The sequence below is a fragment of the Paenibacillus sp. FSL M7-1046 genome (genome assembly GCF_038007405.1).
In the GTDB taxonomy this organism is placed as follows: Bacteria; Bacillota; Bacilli; order Paenibacillales; family Paenibacillaceae; genus Paenibacillus_AQ.
Genome location: NZ_JBBOXB010000001.1, coordinates 4,332,040 through 4,350,020 on the forward strand (window position 1 = coordinate 4,332,040; position 17,981 = coordinate 4,350,020).

At 51.8% G+C, this 17,981-nt stretch carries 11 protein-coding genes; 9 read left to right on the forward strand and 2 right to left on the reverse strand.

All coding sequences use genetic code 11. The annotated features are described in order from the left end of the window. Nucleotides 1-22: 22 nt before the first annotated feature. Nucleotides 23-2,248 (reverse strand): helix-turn-helix domain-containing protein, encoded by a 2,226-nt coding sequence (locus NYE29_RS19090; protein WP_340897062.1) that lies wholly within the window; start codon nt 2,246-2,248, stop codon nt 23-25. 201 nt (nt 2,249-2,449) lie between these two features. On the opposite strand from NYE29_RS19090, the gene NYE29_RS19095 reads away from it, so the two are divergent. After that, on the forward strand, nt 2,450-4,015 hold the full coding sequence (locus tag NYE29_RS19095) for a glycoside hydrolase family 43 protein (RefSeq protein ID WP_340899759.1): 1,566 nt from the start codon (nt 2,450-2,452) through the stop codon (nt 4,013-4,015). 18 nt (nt 4,016-4,033) lie between these two features. Further along, on the forward strand, nt 4,034-5,485 hold the full coding sequence (locus NYE29_RS19100) for a glycoside hydrolase family 28 protein (RefSeq protein WP_340897063.1): 1,452 nt from the start codon (nt 4,034-4,036) through the stop codon (nt 5,483-5,485). A 3-nt stretch (nt 5,486-5,488) separates the two neighbouring features. Here NYE29_RS19100 and NYE29_RS19105 read toward each other — a convergent pair whose 3' ends face one another. Further along, the gene (locus NYE29_RS19105; protein WP_340897064.1) at nt 5,489-6,358 is read right to left on the reverse strand and encodes a helix-turn-helix transcriptional regulator; all 870 of its coding nucleotides are present in this window, start codon (nt 6,356-6,358) and stop codon (nt 5,489-5,491) included. 73 nt (nt 6,359-6,431) lie between these two features. Between NYE29_RS19105 and NYE29_RS19110 the strand changes: the two genes are divergently transcribed. From NYE29_RS19110 to NYE29_RS19140, 7 genes are all read left to right on the forward strand, one after another. Then, a complete protein-coding gene (locus tag NYE29_RS19110) occupies nt 6,432-7,322 on the forward strand; it encodes a pectinesterase family protein (RefSeq protein WP_340897065.1) in 891 nt (296 codons plus the stop codon). 42 nt (nt 7,323-7,364) lie between these two features. Beyond that, on the forward strand, nt 7,365-8,405 hold the full coding sequence (locus NYE29_RS19115) for an alpha/beta hydrolase family protein (RefSeq protein ID WP_340897066.1): 1,041 nt from the start codon (nt 7,365-7,367) through the stop codon (nt 8,403-8,405). Nucleotides 8,406-8,435: 30 nt separating this feature from the next. After that, nucleotides 8,436-9,563 carry a glycoside hydrolase family 88/105 protein gene (locus NYE29_RS19120; RefSeq protein WP_340897067.1) on the forward strand — a complete coding sequence of 376 codons (1,128 nt, stop codon included), beginning with the start codon at nt 8,436-8,438 and terminating at the stop codon, nt 9,561-9,563. A 404-nt stretch (nt 9,564-9,967) separates the two neighbouring features. Continuing rightward, nucleotides 9,968-12,760, forward strand: coding sequence for an endo-beta-N-acetylglucosaminidase (locus tag NYE29_RS19125; RefSeq protein ID WP_340897068.1), 2,793 nt, complete (start codon nt 9,968-9,970; stop codon nt 12,758-12,760). A 340-nt stretch (nt 12,761-13,100) separates the two neighbouring features. After that, nucleotides 13,101-14,780, forward strand: coding sequence for a sensor histidine kinase (locus tag NYE29_RS19130; protein WP_340897069.1), 1,680 nt, complete (start codon nt 13,101-13,103; stop codon nt 14,778-14,780). After that, nucleotides 14,773-16,290, forward strand: a complete 1,518-nt coding sequence (locus NYE29_RS19135; RefSeq protein ID WP_076114343.1) for a response regulator transcription factor — start codon at nt 14,773-14,775, stop codon at nt 16,288-16,290. Before NYE29_RS19130 ends, NYE29_RS19135 begins: the two co-directional genes overlap by 8 nt. Nucleotides 16,291-16,456: 166 nt before the next feature. Continuing rightward, the gene (locus NYE29_RS19140; protein ID WP_076114342.1) at nt 16,457-17,977 is read left to right on the forward strand and encodes an ABC transporter substrate-binding protein; all 1,521 of its coding nucleotides are present in this window, start codon (nt 16,457-16,459) and stop codon (nt 17,975-17,977) included. Nucleotides 17,978-17,981: the final 4 nt, after the last annotated feature.

The following is a 17,981-nucleotide window of genomic DNA, read 5'->3' on the forward strand; positions in this document are numbered from 1 at the left end:
GCCGGAGGCATCCCCCTTCGGATTACTTGGTTTGCAGAATATGATTCATTCTCCATTTGGAGGGTGTAACTCCATAACGTTTTTTGAATTGGGTTGTAAAATAGGTGCTGCTGTTATACCCTACCTTCTCTGCAATTTGCCGGATATCCATCTCCAGGTCCGTAACCAGCAGTGATTGCGCCCGCTCAAGACGCAGCTGGTTGATGAAATCGGGGAAGCTGCTGTCTACCTCTTCGGCAATCAGCCTGCTGAGATAAGCAGGACTGAGCGACAGCTTCTCGGCAAGGGCATTCAGGGACAGCCCGGGATCTGTATAATGCTCCCTGATATAGCTAATAGCTTCAGTGGCAATATTCCGGGTCTGTACAGCACTCATGCTGGCAATCCGCTCAAGGGCGGTGTAACAGCACTCCTCAATCCAGCTCCGCAGCTTGTCATAGCTCTGGATGTGCCGGATCCGCTGGTAATCGTCCAGAAAGCCGGAGTGCCGGGTGTCAGCACTCAGTTCGGCTGTGCGGCTCAGCTCAAAGGCAAGCCTCGATAAAGCGATATTGGCAGATTCCGCACGGTAGCTGCAGGCCACGGCCAGCAGCCGTTCCACTGCCTGCGGGATGTGGGCCGCCTGATCACTCTGCCTGACGGCCAGCAGCACCGGTTCAAGGGCACTGTCAGGCAGCGGACTGCTGTTCAGATGGATGGTATCATCGGCAAATATAATGTTCTGCCGCTCATGAAATTTAATATATTGCAGACCCTCTGTTGCTTCATTATATTTGCTTCTCAGCAGGCCCATATCATTCGAGAACCCGCTGATCCCGATCGCGCAGCGGACACCGATTTCGGGAAGAGAGGCCGCAATCTCTTCCCATTTGCCGCGGTACAAGGCATAATCTCCGAAGCTGCCGCTGTGAAGTTCACTGAGAACGAGTACGGCGGTTCCCTCATGCGGCCGGAAGGCTTGTACCGCCGCCAGCCCGCTGAATGCGTTGCGAATCACCTCAATGCCCTTTCCGCCGGACTCTAAGGTCTCTGCTGCCGGTCCAGGTTCCACTATGGCCAGCACGCATACACAGTAGGCCCCTCCGGGATCACCGATGCTCATCACTGGCGTATCGCCATTGTCAGAGGCTTCACGGGGAGAGAGCAGCCAGCGCATCAAGGCGCTGTCGTCGCTTTCTTTTTTGAGCTGCACCAGCTTGACACCGATCTGCTCCAGCTCCAGGCTTGCGGCGTCGAAATCACCGCCTGTCTTCAGCGCTTCTTCATTGCCGGAGAGGTGAACAATACTGCCGAACAGCCGCCCGATGGGTTTGTAGATCCGCCGGGAGATCAGGTTGGCGCTTACCGCCGCAGCCAGCATGAGAGCCAGGCACAGGCTGATCATCAGATTGCGGGCATTTGAAATGTCACGGATGCTGTCCTTATAGGATGTCTCCGAAATAAACCATAGCTTGTCCTTAGCGGAATAAATATAGGTAATCAGCTGCGCTTCTCCGGTACCCCTGTAGACAAAGGAGCCTCTCTCAGAGGTGGAGGCAACGACCTGCTTCAGCATGTCCGCCTTTAAGGGGCTGCCGGAGAGTGCGCTGTGCATCAGCACATCGGCATTTCCGTCAAGCACAGCGTATCGCGTGACTTCGCCTTCTTTTTGCGTGAAGAGATTGTTCTGCAGCTTGCCCAGATTAACGGTCAGTGCTACTGCGCCGTAATACTCACTGCTGGCAAATGCACGGTCATTATAGAAGACGGTCAGCAGGGTTACGGGGGTTCCATTGTTCAAAGTGGCCTTCCATAGAAACGGAGATTCGACGATCCGGCTGGTCCGTATCCGCTGAAACAGCTCCAGCTTGGATTCGGGGCTAAGCGGCAAGTTCTCGAACATCGCCACAGGTTCATTCGTGCCGAAGATGTAAGCATTCTCCAAATACTGGTTGACCACCAGTGCGCCACGGATCTGGCTAAGGGCACTGTACAGCTGGTCGCTCCAGCTCGTATCCCCGTTCATCATCAGCGCGTTGATGTTGGGATTCGCATAGAAATCCATGGTGTAGTTCTGGACAATCTCTTTATAGTTCATATAAACGGTTTCAGTATTCAGCAGCACATTTTGGTTCGCCTTATTGACATTATCTATGGATATATTCCGGTACAGGTAAAAGATCACGACGGCCAGAACAAGAATACAGCCTACCGAAATCAGAGTCAGGCTCATAAAAAAGCGGGTATACAGCTTCTTTTTCTTTCCCAAGATGATCGCCCCTTTAAGTAAATCCTAGTATACCCATTCTAGAGGGACAACCGATTCATTGACAAGCGGTAAAAGATTACGAATTGAGCATGAAAGTATAAAAATGAAGAAATAGAACATAGAAAATGCAAGAAAGTTGAACTTGTACGAACTATAATTGGTGGTGCTTACAATTCGTTCGTTTGAAGGAGGACTTCTGTGTTGAGAACATTCCGTAATCCGGTGCTGCCGGGATTTTACCCTGACCCCTCGGCCATCCGTGTGGGAGAAGATTATTACCTTGTGACGTCCAGCTTTGAGTTTTTTCCTGGTGTTCCGATCTTCCACAGCAAGGATATGGTTAACTGGCGCCAGTTGGGTCATGTGCTGGACCGCCCGTCCCAGCTTAATCTGGATCAAACCCTTCCGTCCATGGGAATCTGGGCACCGACAATCCGTTTTCATGAGGGCATCTTCTATATGATCACGACGTATGTCGACAATGATAAGAATCAGCATAATTTCTATGTGACGGCAACGGATCCGGCCGGTGACTGGTCAGACCCCGTCTGGCTGGAGGATGCTCCCGGCATCGACTCGTCCCTGTTCTTCGATGAAGACGGTAAAGTGTACTACACCGGCAACCGTGTTCCGCCCGAAGGGCAGGATTATCCGAAGCATATGGATATTTGGCTGCAGGAGATTGACCTGGGCCAAGGCAAGCTGGTCGGACCGAAGCATAGCATTTGGCAAGGCGCACTCAAGGTGGCTCACGCGCAGGAGGGACCCCATATCTACAAGATCGGCGGCTGGTATTATGTCCTGATTGCCGAAGGCGGGACCGGACATACCCATGCGATTACGATTGCCAGAAGCCGGAGCGTGACCGGCCCCTATGAAGGCCACAAAGCTAACCCTATTCTAACGCACCGCCATCTCGGCAGAGCCTATCCGATCGTCAATGTCGGCCATGGGGAACTGATCGAGACGCAGCATGGAGACTGGTGGATGTTCTGCCTGGCTTCCCGGACCAGCGGCGGCTATTACCGCAATCTCGGACGTGAAACGTTCCTGACACCGGTGGCCTGGGAGAATGAGTGGCCTGTGGTGAACCCCGGCAAAGGGGTGCTGGAGTTTGAATCGCCAGCTCCGGACCTGCCGGAAACGACATGGCCGCAGCTGCCTGCGTGCGATGATTTTGAAGGAGCGGAGCTGGCACCGGTCTGGAACTTCCTGCGCACGCCGCGCGGTGAATTCTGGAGCCTGAGTGATCATCCGGGCTTCCTGCGGCTGCGCCTGAAGCCCGAGCGTCTCTCGGAAATCGGCAATCCCTCTTATGTCGGAAGACGCCAGCAGCATCTCAGCTTCAGGGCGGCACTGGATATGACATTCCAACCCGCTGCCGAAAGTGAAGTTGCCGGACTTGTGCTGCTCCAGAATGCGGACTACCACTTCCGGTGTGAATTGGGTCTGGAGGCCGGGGAGCCGGCACTGCAATTGATCGAACGCCGCGGCGGTAGTGAACAGCTGCTTGCTTCGGTGCCTTATTCGGGAGACAAGGTGCAGTTGAAGGTGGAAGCCAAGGGGCAGGACTACAGCTTCTATTATAGAAGCTCCGAAAGCGACAAGTGGACAGGACTATGCGGGAAAGCGGACGGAACAGTGCTCAGCACAGATCTGGCGGGTGGTTTTACAGGGGCTTATCTCGGCATGTACGCCAGTTCCCAAGGCGCGGAAAGCGCCAATTACGCCGATTTTGGCTGGTTCAGCTATGAAGGTCTCGAATAGATAGGGAGGTACAGTTCAATGAGTGGCAATCGCAACAAAGTGGATTATGCCCTGCCCGAGCTTCCGCAGATTCCGGTACGGACCTTTACGATTACAGATTATGGGGCGGAAGACGGCGGACTTTCGCTGTGTACCTCCGCCATTCAGTCCGCGCTGGACGCCTGCGCGGCTGCCGGAGGCGGCAAGGTGGTGATCCCTCCCGGCATTTGGCGCACAGGGCCGCTTACTCTGCGCAGCCGGATTAATCTCTGTGCCGAGCGGGGCGCGCTAGTACTGTTTGACCCCGATCCCGCTCTATACCCGCTGATCTCTTCCCATTTCGAGGGAACGTCCGGCTGGCGCTGCCAGGCCCCGCTGGACGGGGAGGGCCTGAGTGATGTGGCCGTTACAGGGGAAGGAATCTTCGACGGCAGCGGTGAAGGCTGGCGTCCGGTGAAGCGGTTCAAGATGACGGAGCTGCAGTGGAACAGTCTGACCGCCTCCGGGGGAGCGCTTGATTACAAGAGTGAGATCTGGTGGCCTTCCCGTGAAGCCATGGAGGGAGAGGCAGTCTGCCAAATGCTGCGGAAGAGCGGGGAGACGGGTATGGAGGCTTATCTGCCTGCCCGCGCGTATCTCCGTCCGGCGCTGCTCAGCCTGCGGAATTCCCGGCGGGTGCTGCTGGAAGGGCCAACCTTCCAGAATTCTCCGGCATGGTGTCTTCATCCCTTGGGCTGCGAGCACATTACCGTGAGGAATATCCGGGTGCGCAATCCGTGGTATTCGCAGAACGGGGATGGCCTCGATCTGGAATCATGCACGCACGCTCTTGTCGAGCACTGCAGCTTCGATGTGGGCGATGACGCGATTTGCCTGAAGTCGGGAAAAGACGAAGAAGGCCGCAGATTGGGGATGCCCTGCCGGTATATTACGATCCGTCACTGTACGGTCTATCACGGGCATGGCGGAGTGGTAATTGGCAGCGAGATGTCCGGCGGTGTGCATGCAGTCAGAGTCAGCGACTGTGTGTTCATCGGCACGGACATCGGCCTGCGGTTCAAAAGTACCCGGGGAAGAGGCGGCGTAGTGGAGGATATTGTCATAGAGAACATCCGCATGAGCGGCATTCTCCATGAGGCCGTGTCTTTCCACATGTTCTATGAGGGTGTTGAAGGGTCGGAAGGATACAATGAGCAGCATTTCCCGGTTACCGAGGCAACCCCGCAGTTCCGGAATATTGCCTTGAAGAACATTGTCTGCCATGGAGCGGCAACCGCACTGCTCGTGAATGGGCTGCCGGAGATGCCGCTCGCCGGACTGAGCGTCGAGAATTTCCATGCGGTGAGTGAGCGGGGAATTGTTCTTAGGCATGCCGACAGTCTCTCGCTGGACCGTATCCAGCTGCAGACGGCTAAGCTGCCTAAGCTGCAAATGCAGCAATGCAGCAATGTATCGCTACTCCGATCAGAAGATCTGGAAATGGTGGAATGATGGTTATCCTTTGAATGGGGACGAAGGCTGCGATTTGACTTCTTTCCGATACTGCAGCGGGGTCAGCCCGGTCGATTTTTTGAATGTCTTATTGAAGTGGGAGAGATGCTCGAATCCGACCGCGGAGGCGATTTCCTGAATTTTGCCTGCAGATCCCGCAAGCAGTCGTTCAGCTTCCCGGATGCGTATATGGACGATGTATTCACGAAAGTGAAACCCCGTCAGCCGATGGAATACCCGGCTCAAGTAAGAAGGGCTAATGAAAAAATGCCCCGCCGTCTCTTCCAGAGTCAGCGCCTCACGGTAGTGCTCGCGGATGTAAGTGGCGACATCCGTCACCAGATGATGAAGCGGATGTTTCGTCCCGCCGGTCTGCGATGTACTCTCTGAACGCTGCAGCAGAATCATCAGCTCGGCAAACAGTGTGACTACCGAGATTTCGTAATACGCCCTCTGGAGCCGGCATTCATCCAGCATCCGGTTCAGCAGGCTCTGCACCTCATCCTGCTCGCGCAGGGTCAGCCGGAAGAGGCGGTATCTGCGGTTATGGAACCATTTAGATTCCTTCCGCAGCAGCTCCGGCAGCAGCTCCGGGTCGTAATTAATCAGTACCCGCTCAAACTCGGCAATTTCGGAGCTTGCGGTGGCATGGAGCTCCCGGCCTTGAATGAGAATAAGCTCACCCTTGTGCACCGTAACTACCCGTTCGTCCACAAAGTAAACCCGTTCCCCTTCCGTCAGGTAATACAGCTCGGTTAGCTCATGGCTGTGGGGGCGCGGCATGGCAGTGATGCCCTTGCGTTTCATGTGCTGAATACTGAACCGGCCTTCTTCAATATGATATTTGGGATTGGGGCTGCTCACGCTGTTCATGAATTTCCTCATCTCTCTCGAACCGTTACGGTTATTATAGAATAAACACAGGCTGATAGGAAAGGAGCCGCAAATGTTAATTACAGTATCGAAGAATGGCAATGAAGGGTACACCAGTCTGCAGGAAGCGCTGGATTCCATTCCACAGGGACATCCTTCGGAGGTAACGATCCGGATCAAACCGGGCATTTACGAGGAGAAAATAACGGTGGATAAGGCTGCGCCGCCGATTCTGCTGTTGGGGGAAGACCCCCATTCCACCGTCATCACCTGGTCTGACAATGCCCATACGCTGGGCCCGGACGGAGAGCCGCTGGGCACCTTCCGGTCCGGCACCCTGAATGTGTTCGCCGAAGGCTTCACGGCCGAGAATCTGACCATCCGCAATGCTTCTGGCCCGGGTACCGGGCAAGCGGTGGCGGCTTTCGTTGATGCCGGGCAGGCGGTGTTCCGGCGGGTGCGTCTGCTGGGCGATCAGGATACGCTCTATACCGGACAGGGCAGACAATATTATAACGAATGTTATATCGAAGGCGATGTGGATTATATTTTTGGTGCCGCTACGGCTTTATTTGATCACTGCCATCTGCACAATAAGCGCTCCAGAGGTTATATTACTGCTGCGTCCACACCGGAGGAGGCCCCGTTCGGTTATGTGTTCCTGGACTGTCAAATTACCGGCGGCGAAGGGGTAAGCGAAGTGTATCTTGGACGCCCTTGGCGGCCTTTTGCGCATGTTGCCTTCATCCGCACGGTCATGGATGGTTCGGTCATCGGGGAAGGCTGGCATAATTGGGGGCAGCCGGACCGGGAGAAGAGCAGCCGGTATGAAGAATTCAGCAGCAGCGGAACAGGGGCGAATCCGGCAGCAAGAGCGCCGTGGTCCCGGCAGCTGACTGCAGAGGAAGCAGCGGAGTATAGGGTGCTGTCCGTGCTGGATGGCTGGCATCCCGAAGGTTATTAAGCTATCCGCACACTGCGGATTGGATGAGGAGGATAACTTCGGATGGAACAACTGGAACAATACATGAAACAGCTGACCGGTTCCGCACCGCGCAGCTCCGCTTTCCGTACGGACATTCCCTACGGGCAATGGCGGGCCGGGCTGGCGGCAGGCCTCACCAGACAGCTGGGCGGGTTCCTGGAGAGGCCCGCCCAGCTTCAGCCCATTCTTATGGAACGGACGATCTGTAACGGGTATACAAGGGAACGGATCGAGATCACTACCTATGAAGGGCTGCGCATGCCGCTCTATCTTCTGATCCCGGAGCAGCCGCTGTCTTCACCCGTGCCCGCAGTTCTTGCCATTCATGGTCATGGCTACGGCAGCCGGGAGATCACCGGCCTGCAGCCGGATGGCTCGGATCGCGAAGGGGATCCGGGGCTGCATAAGGATTTTGCCGTTTCACTGGTGAAACGGGGGTTCGTAGTCGCCGCACCTGAACTGCTGGGATTTGGCGACAGGCGTCTTGTGGAGGACCTCACCAGCGGTGAGCCCGGGCGCAATTCCTGCTTCCGCCTGTCTTCGGCACTGCTGATGGCGGGTCAGACAATGGCTGGCTACCGTATCTACGAAACCATGAGGGCACTGGATTATTTGCAGACAAGGGAAGAGGTTAGGAGCGAACGAATCGGAATTATGGGCATTTCCGGCGGCGGATTGGTAGCAGGGTTCACCGCTGCGCTTGACGAGCGGATTGCCTGTGCAGTTGTAAGCGGGTATGCCAATACGTTCGCGGACAGCATTCTGACGCGGAATCACTGCCTGGATAATTATATTCCCGGTATTCTGCTGGAGGCGGAAATGCCTGATCTGCTGGGCCTGATTGCACCGCGCGGCTTATTCCTGGAATCGGGAGACGCGGATCATCTGTTTGGCCCGGACGGAGCAAAGCGGGCTTTGGCCAGACTGCAGCAAATTTACACTGCCTCGGGCAGTGGCGGCCAGGTCGAGGCGGACTTTTTTGCAGGAGGGCATGAGATTCACGGTGAACCGGCATTTGCCTGGCTGCTGAAGCAGCTTGCCGGTACTGAAAGTCGAACTTAGCTAGATACACAAGCGACAGGAGGAATAGCGATGAGTATAACTGAAGCAACAACCGGACGTTGGTCCCGTAAAATCGCGGATACAATTCTCGGAGCCTGCAACGGGCAAGGGGAGAACGAATACGTGCTGGAACGCTGGGCCTATGTCCCAGGCATGCTGCTAATGGCTATGGCACGTGCCGGAGTCCAGCTCGCAGAGCCTGAATATCTCTCGTTTATGACGCGGCATATGGACAGCTTCATCGGGGAGGACGGCTCGATCCGTTCCTATACGCTGGAGGAATACAACCTGGACCAGATCAACCAGGGAAAAAATCTGTTCCCGCTGTATCAGCAGACCGGAGAGACGCGTTACGCCGAAGCAGCACATCTGCTGGCTGCGCAGCTTATCGGGCACCCCCGCACCTCCGAAGGCGGATTCTGGCATAAGAAGGTATATCCTTTCCAGATGTGGCTGGACGGGCTTTACATGGCATCCCCCTTCCTTGCGGAATACGGCAAAGTTTTTCAGCGCCCTGAATTGATTGATGAGGCGGCCCATCAGCTGCTGCTGGTGGAGCGCAGAACCCGCGATCCCCGTACCGGTCTGCTCTATCACGGCTGGGATGAATCCCGGGAGCAGGAATGGGCCGACTCGTCCACCGGCTTGTCCTCCCATTTCTGGAGCCGGGCGATGGGCTGGTATGCGATGGCTGTGGTGGACTGCCTGGAGCATTTTCCGGTTACCCATCCGCAGCGGGGAACGATCATCGGGATCTTCCAGCGGATGTGCGGCGCACTAGCAGAGGTTCAAGACTCAAAGACCGGCCTCTGGTACCAGGTACTGGATCAGGCGGGACGGAAGGGCAATTATCTCGAAGCCTCCGGCTCCTGCATGCTTGTGTATGCGATGGCCAAGGGGCTGAGGCTGCGCTATCTGGAGCCCTCTTTTAAAGACGTCATGCTCCAAGGTTATGAAGGCATTCTGGCCCATCTGACCTCAGAGGATGAACAGGGTGTTCATTTGCACAAGATCTGTCATGGAGCGGGTTTGAGCAAGGACCGCAACGGCTCCTACGATTACTACGTTTCCGAGGCTATGGTGTCTGATGCAGCTATGGGAGTGGCGCCGTTTTTACTGGCTTCCCTGGAAGTAGAGGGGTATCGCGATAGCCTTTAAAGTCCATCTGGAGCTAGCTGCCGGTTACGCGCGGGAAAGCCGCCAAGTCCCTGTATTATATGTAGGTCTGGTGCGTGCGGCGGAAACTGAAAATCATGTTTTAAATTTACCGGGTCAATAATTATAGCTGCAGTCCAATCATTCGTGATGAAAGTGAATGGTTGGGCTGTTTTTTTTATGATTTGGATATTACAAGGTGTCCCCAAGAGATTATTTTCCTTTAATTTGTCTAGTACATCTTTAATTTATCTCCTATGGGGTTCAACATTATATTCGTTATATTAGATGTGCATCAAATCTAAAAAAAGAGGTGATAAGGTTCAGGCTATTGTGAATACGCTTGCAATTCCACCATTGCTGAATTAGGTGATCCAAGGATTAAACCAAAATGAGGAGAGTGGACAATGGTATCTTATGCCCGAACTAAAAAGCTTAAAAAACTGACTTCGGCGGTTGTAGGCGCAGCGCTTCTGGTTACATTGCTGCCGCAAACTGCCTTGGCGGGAGATACGTGGCCGTTCAAGAATGAAAGCGCTCATGGCAAGAATCAACCGAGTGTTCACGGCTATACCAGCAATCAAATCGCGGACTGGAGTCCTGAAACAGATCCTTATGCAGCGCTTCTCAGATCCCGTGTGCCCCTGCAGCAGCGTATTGCTCCACTTGCCGCTACACAGGCTAATCCCAAACTTGATCCTAAGGTGCAAATGATTACAGTTGCCGGGGACTATGGCAACGCCTTTATCGAGAATGCCCCTTATACCAACAAGTTTGCCCAGTATCACTTCAACTACTGGCAATATATTGATTATTATTCCTACTGGCACGGCACGGCGACTGCCTATACACCGCCAGAATATTACGACGAGCTGGCGCAGAAAGACTGGCAGCAGAAATGGTTTGAGTTCGGGATATTGAATATTCCCAACCCGACCTATACCGATGCGGCGCACAAAAATGGGGTGATGTCCCTGGCCGGGATATTTTTCTCTGACAATGACCGGGGGCAGCAGACTTACAAGCAAATGCTTGTAAAGGATCAAACCGGGAAATTTCCGGTGGCTGAGAAATTGATCGAAATGGCGCATTACTTCGGCTATGACGGTTATTTCATCAATCAGGAGGAAATCAGCCCTAACAATGTAGCGCCAGCAGACATTTCGGATTACATCGCTTTTGTGAAGACGCTCCAAAAAAACGGGCTGTATATACAATGGTACGATTCCCTCAATTCATCCACAGGTAGAAATGAATTTGCCCGAACAATCAATGACAACAACATCTCCTTTCTGTACGACAAAGCAGCCGGTGAGAACGTTGCAGATTCCTATTTCTTTGATTATGGCGTCGGAAATACACAGATTAACAGTGCGGCTGCATACTTAAATAAACTGAATAGTTCGGCCGGAACTAACTTCAACTTGTCCGATGTCGGTTTTGCCGGTCTGGAAGCAGGCAGAGACCGGTTTAAAAGTGTTCAAGGGACGGCGCTCAATAATAAGCTGAACAACGGACTTCCCCGCCTAAGCCTTGCCACACTGGGGGCAGATTTCGTCCATGCCGGCCTGGATGAGGATATGGGACTATCCTGGCCGGTTTCCCACCGGTCGGAGAACAATTATCAATGGATGACCAACCTTCGGGAGCAGCTCTGGTGGTCCGGTCCGAATGTGGACCCGAAAAACACGGCGAAATCGGCAACAAACACCGTTGCGGATGTTTACGCGGACAACAGATACTGGCCGGGGATTGCTTCGGTCATCTCGGAACGTTCTGTGCTTAAGAATTCCAATTTCTACACCAATTTCAACACCGGGCACGGGCTGTCCTATTATGTGGACGGAAAGATCTCGAATCCTGATGAATGGTCCAACATGAGTCTGCAGGATGTGCCGGTAACCTGGCAGTGGTGGCAGGACACCAAAGGCAACCGGTTAACGGTTGATTACGACTACGGTACCGAATATGATATTTCGGGAACAAACCGCCTGAGCTATCAACAGCTGGGAGGCTATAACGGGGGGAGTTCCTTGGCTGTGAACGGTAATCTTTCCAAGGAAAACTTCTTGCGTTTATACAAAAGCGACCTGAGCGTGAACTCCGGCTCCAAAATGTCGGTCACGTACAATAAACCTTCTGCCGATGATCAGTCTGTAACGCAAGCAGGCATCATCTTCGAGGATCAGCCGGCGGTCGTGGTTAAAGTTCCCCTTCCGGACAGCGGAAAGAAAACCGCGGGCTGGGTGACCAAAGAGCTGGATTTAAGCGCATATGCCGGCAAAAAAATCGCTGCTTTCGGACTGGTCTTCACACCGGGTCAGAAAACCATAACCAACTATCAGGTGAACGTTGGCCAGATCCGGATTTATGACGGTTCGGCAGTCCAGCCTGCACCTCCGGCTGGTCTGGAGATTACCCAACTGCTTCCCAACACGAATGAGATGTACATGAACTGGAGCCTCAATTCCGATTATTCGAAGGTTAAGCAGTACAATGTATATGTGAATGATGTCTATGTGGGCGGAAAGTACGACGAGACCTTTTATATTAAAAAACTGCCTGCCAAATCCGGAGTGGTTAAGGTGGCCGCGGTTGGAGCGGACGGACTGGAAGGTGAAGCCGCAACGGTATCCTTTGACCTGAATTCAGCAGTCTCGGGCATCGGAACAGAGGGCGGTGCTGACGGTAAATTCGTCGTCAAATGGACGAACCCGCAGCCGTCTTCCGGCAGTATTACAGTGACTGTGAATTCCATTAACCAGATTACGACTCCGCAGCCCGTAACCGCGCAAAAGGTATTGCCGGAGGGCAGCACGTCCGCATCTTTCGGGCAAATGCCGGTTAACGGTGATGAGTTTACAGTTACTCTGAAGGCGGGTCAAACGAATACGGTTACTTATAACGGCAGGTTCACCGATACAATTTCCGAACCCTATGCCGGGAACTGGTCATGGACAGGAAATACACTGAACCTGCCGATGCCAAGCAGCAGGGATTGGCGCTACCTTTACATTTATGAGGACGGCGTAGCCAAATCCTTCCCCACCACGTACAGTTCAGGTGATAAGCCGATGATTATCCGGGGAAGAACGACCAAAGCAAGCCTTTCCTTTACCTCGACCGCGCGTGTGGTAACAGCGGTTATGGAAGATTACAGCGGCAATCGTTCAGAGCCGTTATATCTCCGGGGCAAATAGAACCTTGCCGTTGACGGGAATGGATTTTCTGAAATGAAGCAATCCTCAAGGCGCTTGCCCCCCTGGCTTCAACAAGGGGAGGCGGGCGCCTCTTCAGTATCAAAGAAAGGTATATTTCTCCTGTGTTCCAGAAAAAACGACATGATATACTTGATTTCGACAATAGACAATATATCAAGGAGGGTTGCTTATGCGGAGAGAAACCCTGTATCGCAGGTATTTTAAAGATAATTTATTTTTGCGTTTTATTCTGATTGTGTCGTGCATATTCGTTGCCAGCATTATAGTTTTTTCCTATCTCATGTTGATGCTGATATCACAATCTGCGGTGCAGAGGCAGATGGATATTCAACGAAAGACGATGGAGAGCGTCAGCAACTATGTCGAGCACAAGTACCAATCCGTCCAGGACATCATGCGGGATGTATACCGGGATGGGGATCTGGCCAGCAATACCACCTTTCTGCTGGAAAATCCTTTCGGAGAATATGTCGAGCACCGCCTGGACCGTTTTTTTATCTCGAACGAGTCGAATTCCGATGTTGTGCAATATTTTCAGAATAAAATCGACGATGACCCGGATATCAGAAGCTTGATGTTGTACAGCGCCAACCAGCAGGTAATGTATTTTTACAGCAACCGCAGGCAGTTTGATATGGTGTCAACCAATGCCGCCCATTCGTTTGTCCCGGATACGATGTATCTGGATGAGGCCAGCAATGTTTCCATTCCGAATATCTGGGTGCTTAAGAGCCTCGGAATGCAGCGGTCGCCGATGTTCTCGGTGCGTGTTCCCATCAGCAATAAGGCATCGCTGCGCAATATTGGCCAGATGCTCGTGTATTTTGATTCCGCTTCCATTTGGCAGAGCATGAAGAATTATCAGCAGGATTTCAAAGGCACCATTCTTGTGCTTTCCGCTCAAAATGATGTGTTGTTCGATACCTCCGGCAAAGAATACGGTAAAAAATATCTGAAATTGCAAGATATGACTTCCGATGAGGATATATCCCTTGACGGTATGGTGGCTACCCGCCTGACCCAGAGCCAAGCCGGTTATTCGGTAGTCAGCCTTATCTCCAAGCAAGAGCTTGAGGAAACGTACAGCAGTGCCCGCAATACGATCATTACCATAGCTGCCGTATGTATTTTGTTCGCGGTATTATTGCCGGCTATGTTCATTTCCAGTTTCGCCAAAAGGACACATCGCATTATCCGCTTTACCCGCAAGGTGAAAAACGGGGATCTCAATGCGCGAATCTCGGATAGCCGGGAAGATGAACTGGGACAGATCGCTAAAAGCTTCAACGACATGCTGGACGAATTGAACCAGTATATTGATAAGGTGTTTAAAGCTGAAATCAAACAAAAACGTACCGAAATCGCTACGCTTGAAGCACGGGTGAATCCGCATTTTCTCTATAACACCTTGGAAGTCATCCGCATGCGTGCCGTTTCCAGCGGCGCCAAAGACGTGGGCGATATGATCTACAGCCTGTCCGTCTTGTTCAAATCCTATGTCCGGCCCAAAGCCAGGTATACGTTCAAGGATGAACTGGAGGCATGCAAGATGTACCTGGAATTGTTCCGGATCCGCTACACAGACCGCTTCGCGTATACGATCGAATGCGAGAAGGAGCTGGAGAATTTGCCGGTGTTGAAAATGACGCTTCAGCCGGTCATCGAAAATTATATTTTGCACGGAATGCGGACCGGGCAGAAGGATAACTGGATTAACATCAGCGTCTATCCACAGGAAGGAGTAATCCGTGCCGTCGTTAGTGACAATGGCCGGGGCATCGCGGAGGAGAAACTGAGCCGGCTTCGGCAGGGTCTGGAGCAAGACGACGGGGTGTCCGAATCGGAGTCGTTTGGTCTGCGGAGCATTCATGACCGCCTTAAGCTAATGTACGGAAAGCCTTATGGCATCGAGCTTATAAGTGAAGAAGGAGCGGGAGCGGGTACAACAGTCATCATTACTTATCCCTATCCCGGCGAGGAGGAAATGAACCATGTATAAGGTGTTTATTGTGGATGACGAGCCGTTCATACTTACAGGGTTGCGCGACATATTGGATTGGGAGCTGCTCGGGCTGGAGATTGTCGGCCAAGCCGAGAACGGACAGGAAGCGTTGGATATGCTTAGGGAAGTGCCTGCTGATATTCTGATTACCGATATCTCCATGCCTGTCATGTCAGGACTGGAGTGTATTCGTGCCGTAACAAAATTCCGCCCGGAAATAAAAGTGATTGTGCTCAGCGGATATGATGAATTCATGTACGTCAAAGAGGGCTTGTCTCTGGGAATTGAGAACTATCTGCTCAAGCCGATTAACCTGGCGGAATTCCAGAGTACCCTGGAAACTGTCGTCGAGAAGCTGAATGTCTCCAGAGTAGATATGGAGTGGTCACAGTATACGGCATCCGTACTCAAGGATAATATGCTGCTGCGCTGGATGCGGAATCAGATTGACCGGAACGAACTGTCGGAGCGGCTGCAGCTGCTTGGCTTGCCGATCAATAAGCGGTTTATTCAAGTAGCCTTGATTCAGACAGAGATGGAAACGGAATCATTTCAGGTGAATACCGCTGCGCTGGCTGAGAGCAACCCTTGGTTCTTCACCTTCTGGGACGCCGATAATGATTTTGTACTCGTACATAATTTTGAGGACAAAGACGCCGGGACTGCGGAAATGGATGCCATTCTAAAGAGAATGATCGGCACCTGTCCTTCTGATCTGCGGATTCGCGCTGCTGTTGGAGCGATAGAGGAGACGGAAAACGCTGCTCACCTAAGCTATGAATCAGCAAAACAGGCGCTGGAATTTTTGATAATCCATCCGGAGCGCAAGCTAATCTATTATGAACAATTGAAGGAGCGCAAGAAAGATTTAAAAGACAGCCTGCCGGAGGACTGGAACGAGTATACGAAGTTAATCATCTCCAAGGATACGCCAGCGTTAATGGAGAGAATTGACTCGTATTTGTCAGAGGAGCGGATGGAAGGGATCACGCCTGACCTGCTTCAGGAGATCGCACTGGATTGGATTCTGTATTTCCGCATGCTGATCAAGGATATCCGAAGCGAGATGGAGCGGGAGCTCATTGCGGATGTATTGACCTCCATCAGAACGGCGAATTCCCTCCCGGCGCTGTCTGTGGCTTTGAAGAATACGGCCAAAAAAGTCATTGAGCTGCTGGAGCGCGAGGTAAAAAGCCCGGTGGTCAATCAGGTGCTGAACTACATTGAGAAATCCTATGGCGAGGATCTGTCCCTGAAAAAGCTGGGTTATTCGTTCAATATTCATCCGGTGTATTTAGGGCAGCTATTTAATAAAGCAGTCGGTGAATCTTTTGCGGAATATCTGAACCGTTACCGGATTGAGAAAGCCAAGGAACAGCTTCGCACGACGAATTGCAAGGTTCATGAAATCGCGAAAAATGTAGGTTATTGGGAGATGGGCTATTTTTACAAGCAATTTAAAAAGTATGTAGGCATTTCTCCGACTGAATTCAAAGGGCTGCTCTAACGGTTGCCCTTTATTTTTCTTTATTTTATACATCAGTTTATATAGTTTATCTTCTATTTGAAAATGCTTTCATTCAATAAAATGGAGACAGAGCTTAAGGAAACAGGTTGCCGGTGATAACAGGCAGGTCTGGATTCCCAAGCTAATAAAAAGGGAGGTACAGCAGATGAGCAAGAAAAAGAAAAGCTTCTCCTTATTGCTGACATCGTTGTTAGCGCTTTCTCTAACGTTAAGCGCTTGCGGAGGCAATAACAACAACAAAACAACTAACACCAATGGGGAGAACAAGGCGGGCAACAACACCGCGACAGAAACGGGAAGTTCTGAGAAACCCGTAGAGTTGACCTGGTATACCATTGGAGCACCGCAGAAGGATTTAGATAAAGTGCTTGAGGAAGTTAACAAATACACGCTCGAAAAAATCAATGCAACAATTGATATGAAAATGATTGATTTCGGGGATTACACGCAAAAAATGCAAGTCATGGTCGCCTCAGGTGAGCCTATGGATATTCTGTTTACTTGTTCCTGGGCTTTTGATTATGTGCAGAATGCACGTAAGGGTGCGTTTATGCAGCTGGATGAACTGCTGGATAAACAAGGAAAAGGTATTAAGGATACGATTGATCCCGCCTTCCTTGAAGGCTCCAAAGTCGACGGCCATAATTACGCTGTTCCGGCGAATAAAGAGCTTCCGGCACAAGAGGTATTCCGCTTCAATAAAGAATTGCTGGACAAATATAAGCTGGATATCACCAACGTGAAAACTATGGAAGGTCTGGAGCCTCTGCTGAAAACGATCAAAGAAAATGAACCGGAAGTGACTCCATACGCAATGGTCAAGGACTTTATGCCGGTCATGCCTTTCGATTACATTATCGAGAAAATGCCGATGGCCGTATATATGGACACCAAGGACTACAAGGTAGTAAATATCCTGGAATCTCCTGAAATTAAAGAAGCCCTTAAAACGGTTCGCAAATTCTATAAGGCAGGCTATATCTCTCCAGAAGTAGCAACCACCTCATCGGTTGATGACTTGTACAAATCAGGCAAATGGTTCACGGACCGTGCGGCTACCCAGCCGTTGGCCGACAATCTGTGGTCCGCAAGCTACGGTTATCCGGTGGTCTCCACTCCAGCCGGTCAGCCTTACATCTACAACTGGTCCGTCATGGGCTCCATGCAGGCCATCTCCGCCAACTCCGAACATCCTGAGAAAGCGATGGAATTCCTTAATCTGTTGAACACAGACCCTGTACTGCGCAATATGATTGATTCCGGTATTGAAGGCGTGCATTACGAGAAGGTCGGCGACAACATGGTCAAGAATCTGCCGGATGCGAAGAACTATGATATGCCTACTTTTTCACTCGGCAACATCATGATCAACTATTTGAACGAGGGCGATCCTGAAAACAAATGGGAAGAGTTCAAGAAATTTAACGATGCCGGCATTAACGCGCCGCTGCTCGGGTTCAACTTCGATACGTCGAAAATAACCAATGAAATCGCGGCGGTACAAAATGTTAAAGAGGAATTCTGGGCCCCGCTCATGACGGGAGCGGTAGATCCGGAAGAATATCTGGCCAAAGCCAATGAAAAGTTCAAGGCTGCCGGACTGGATAAAATTATTACTGAAGCTCAATCACAGCTTGATGCCTGGAAAGCAGCGAACAATAAGTAGAAAC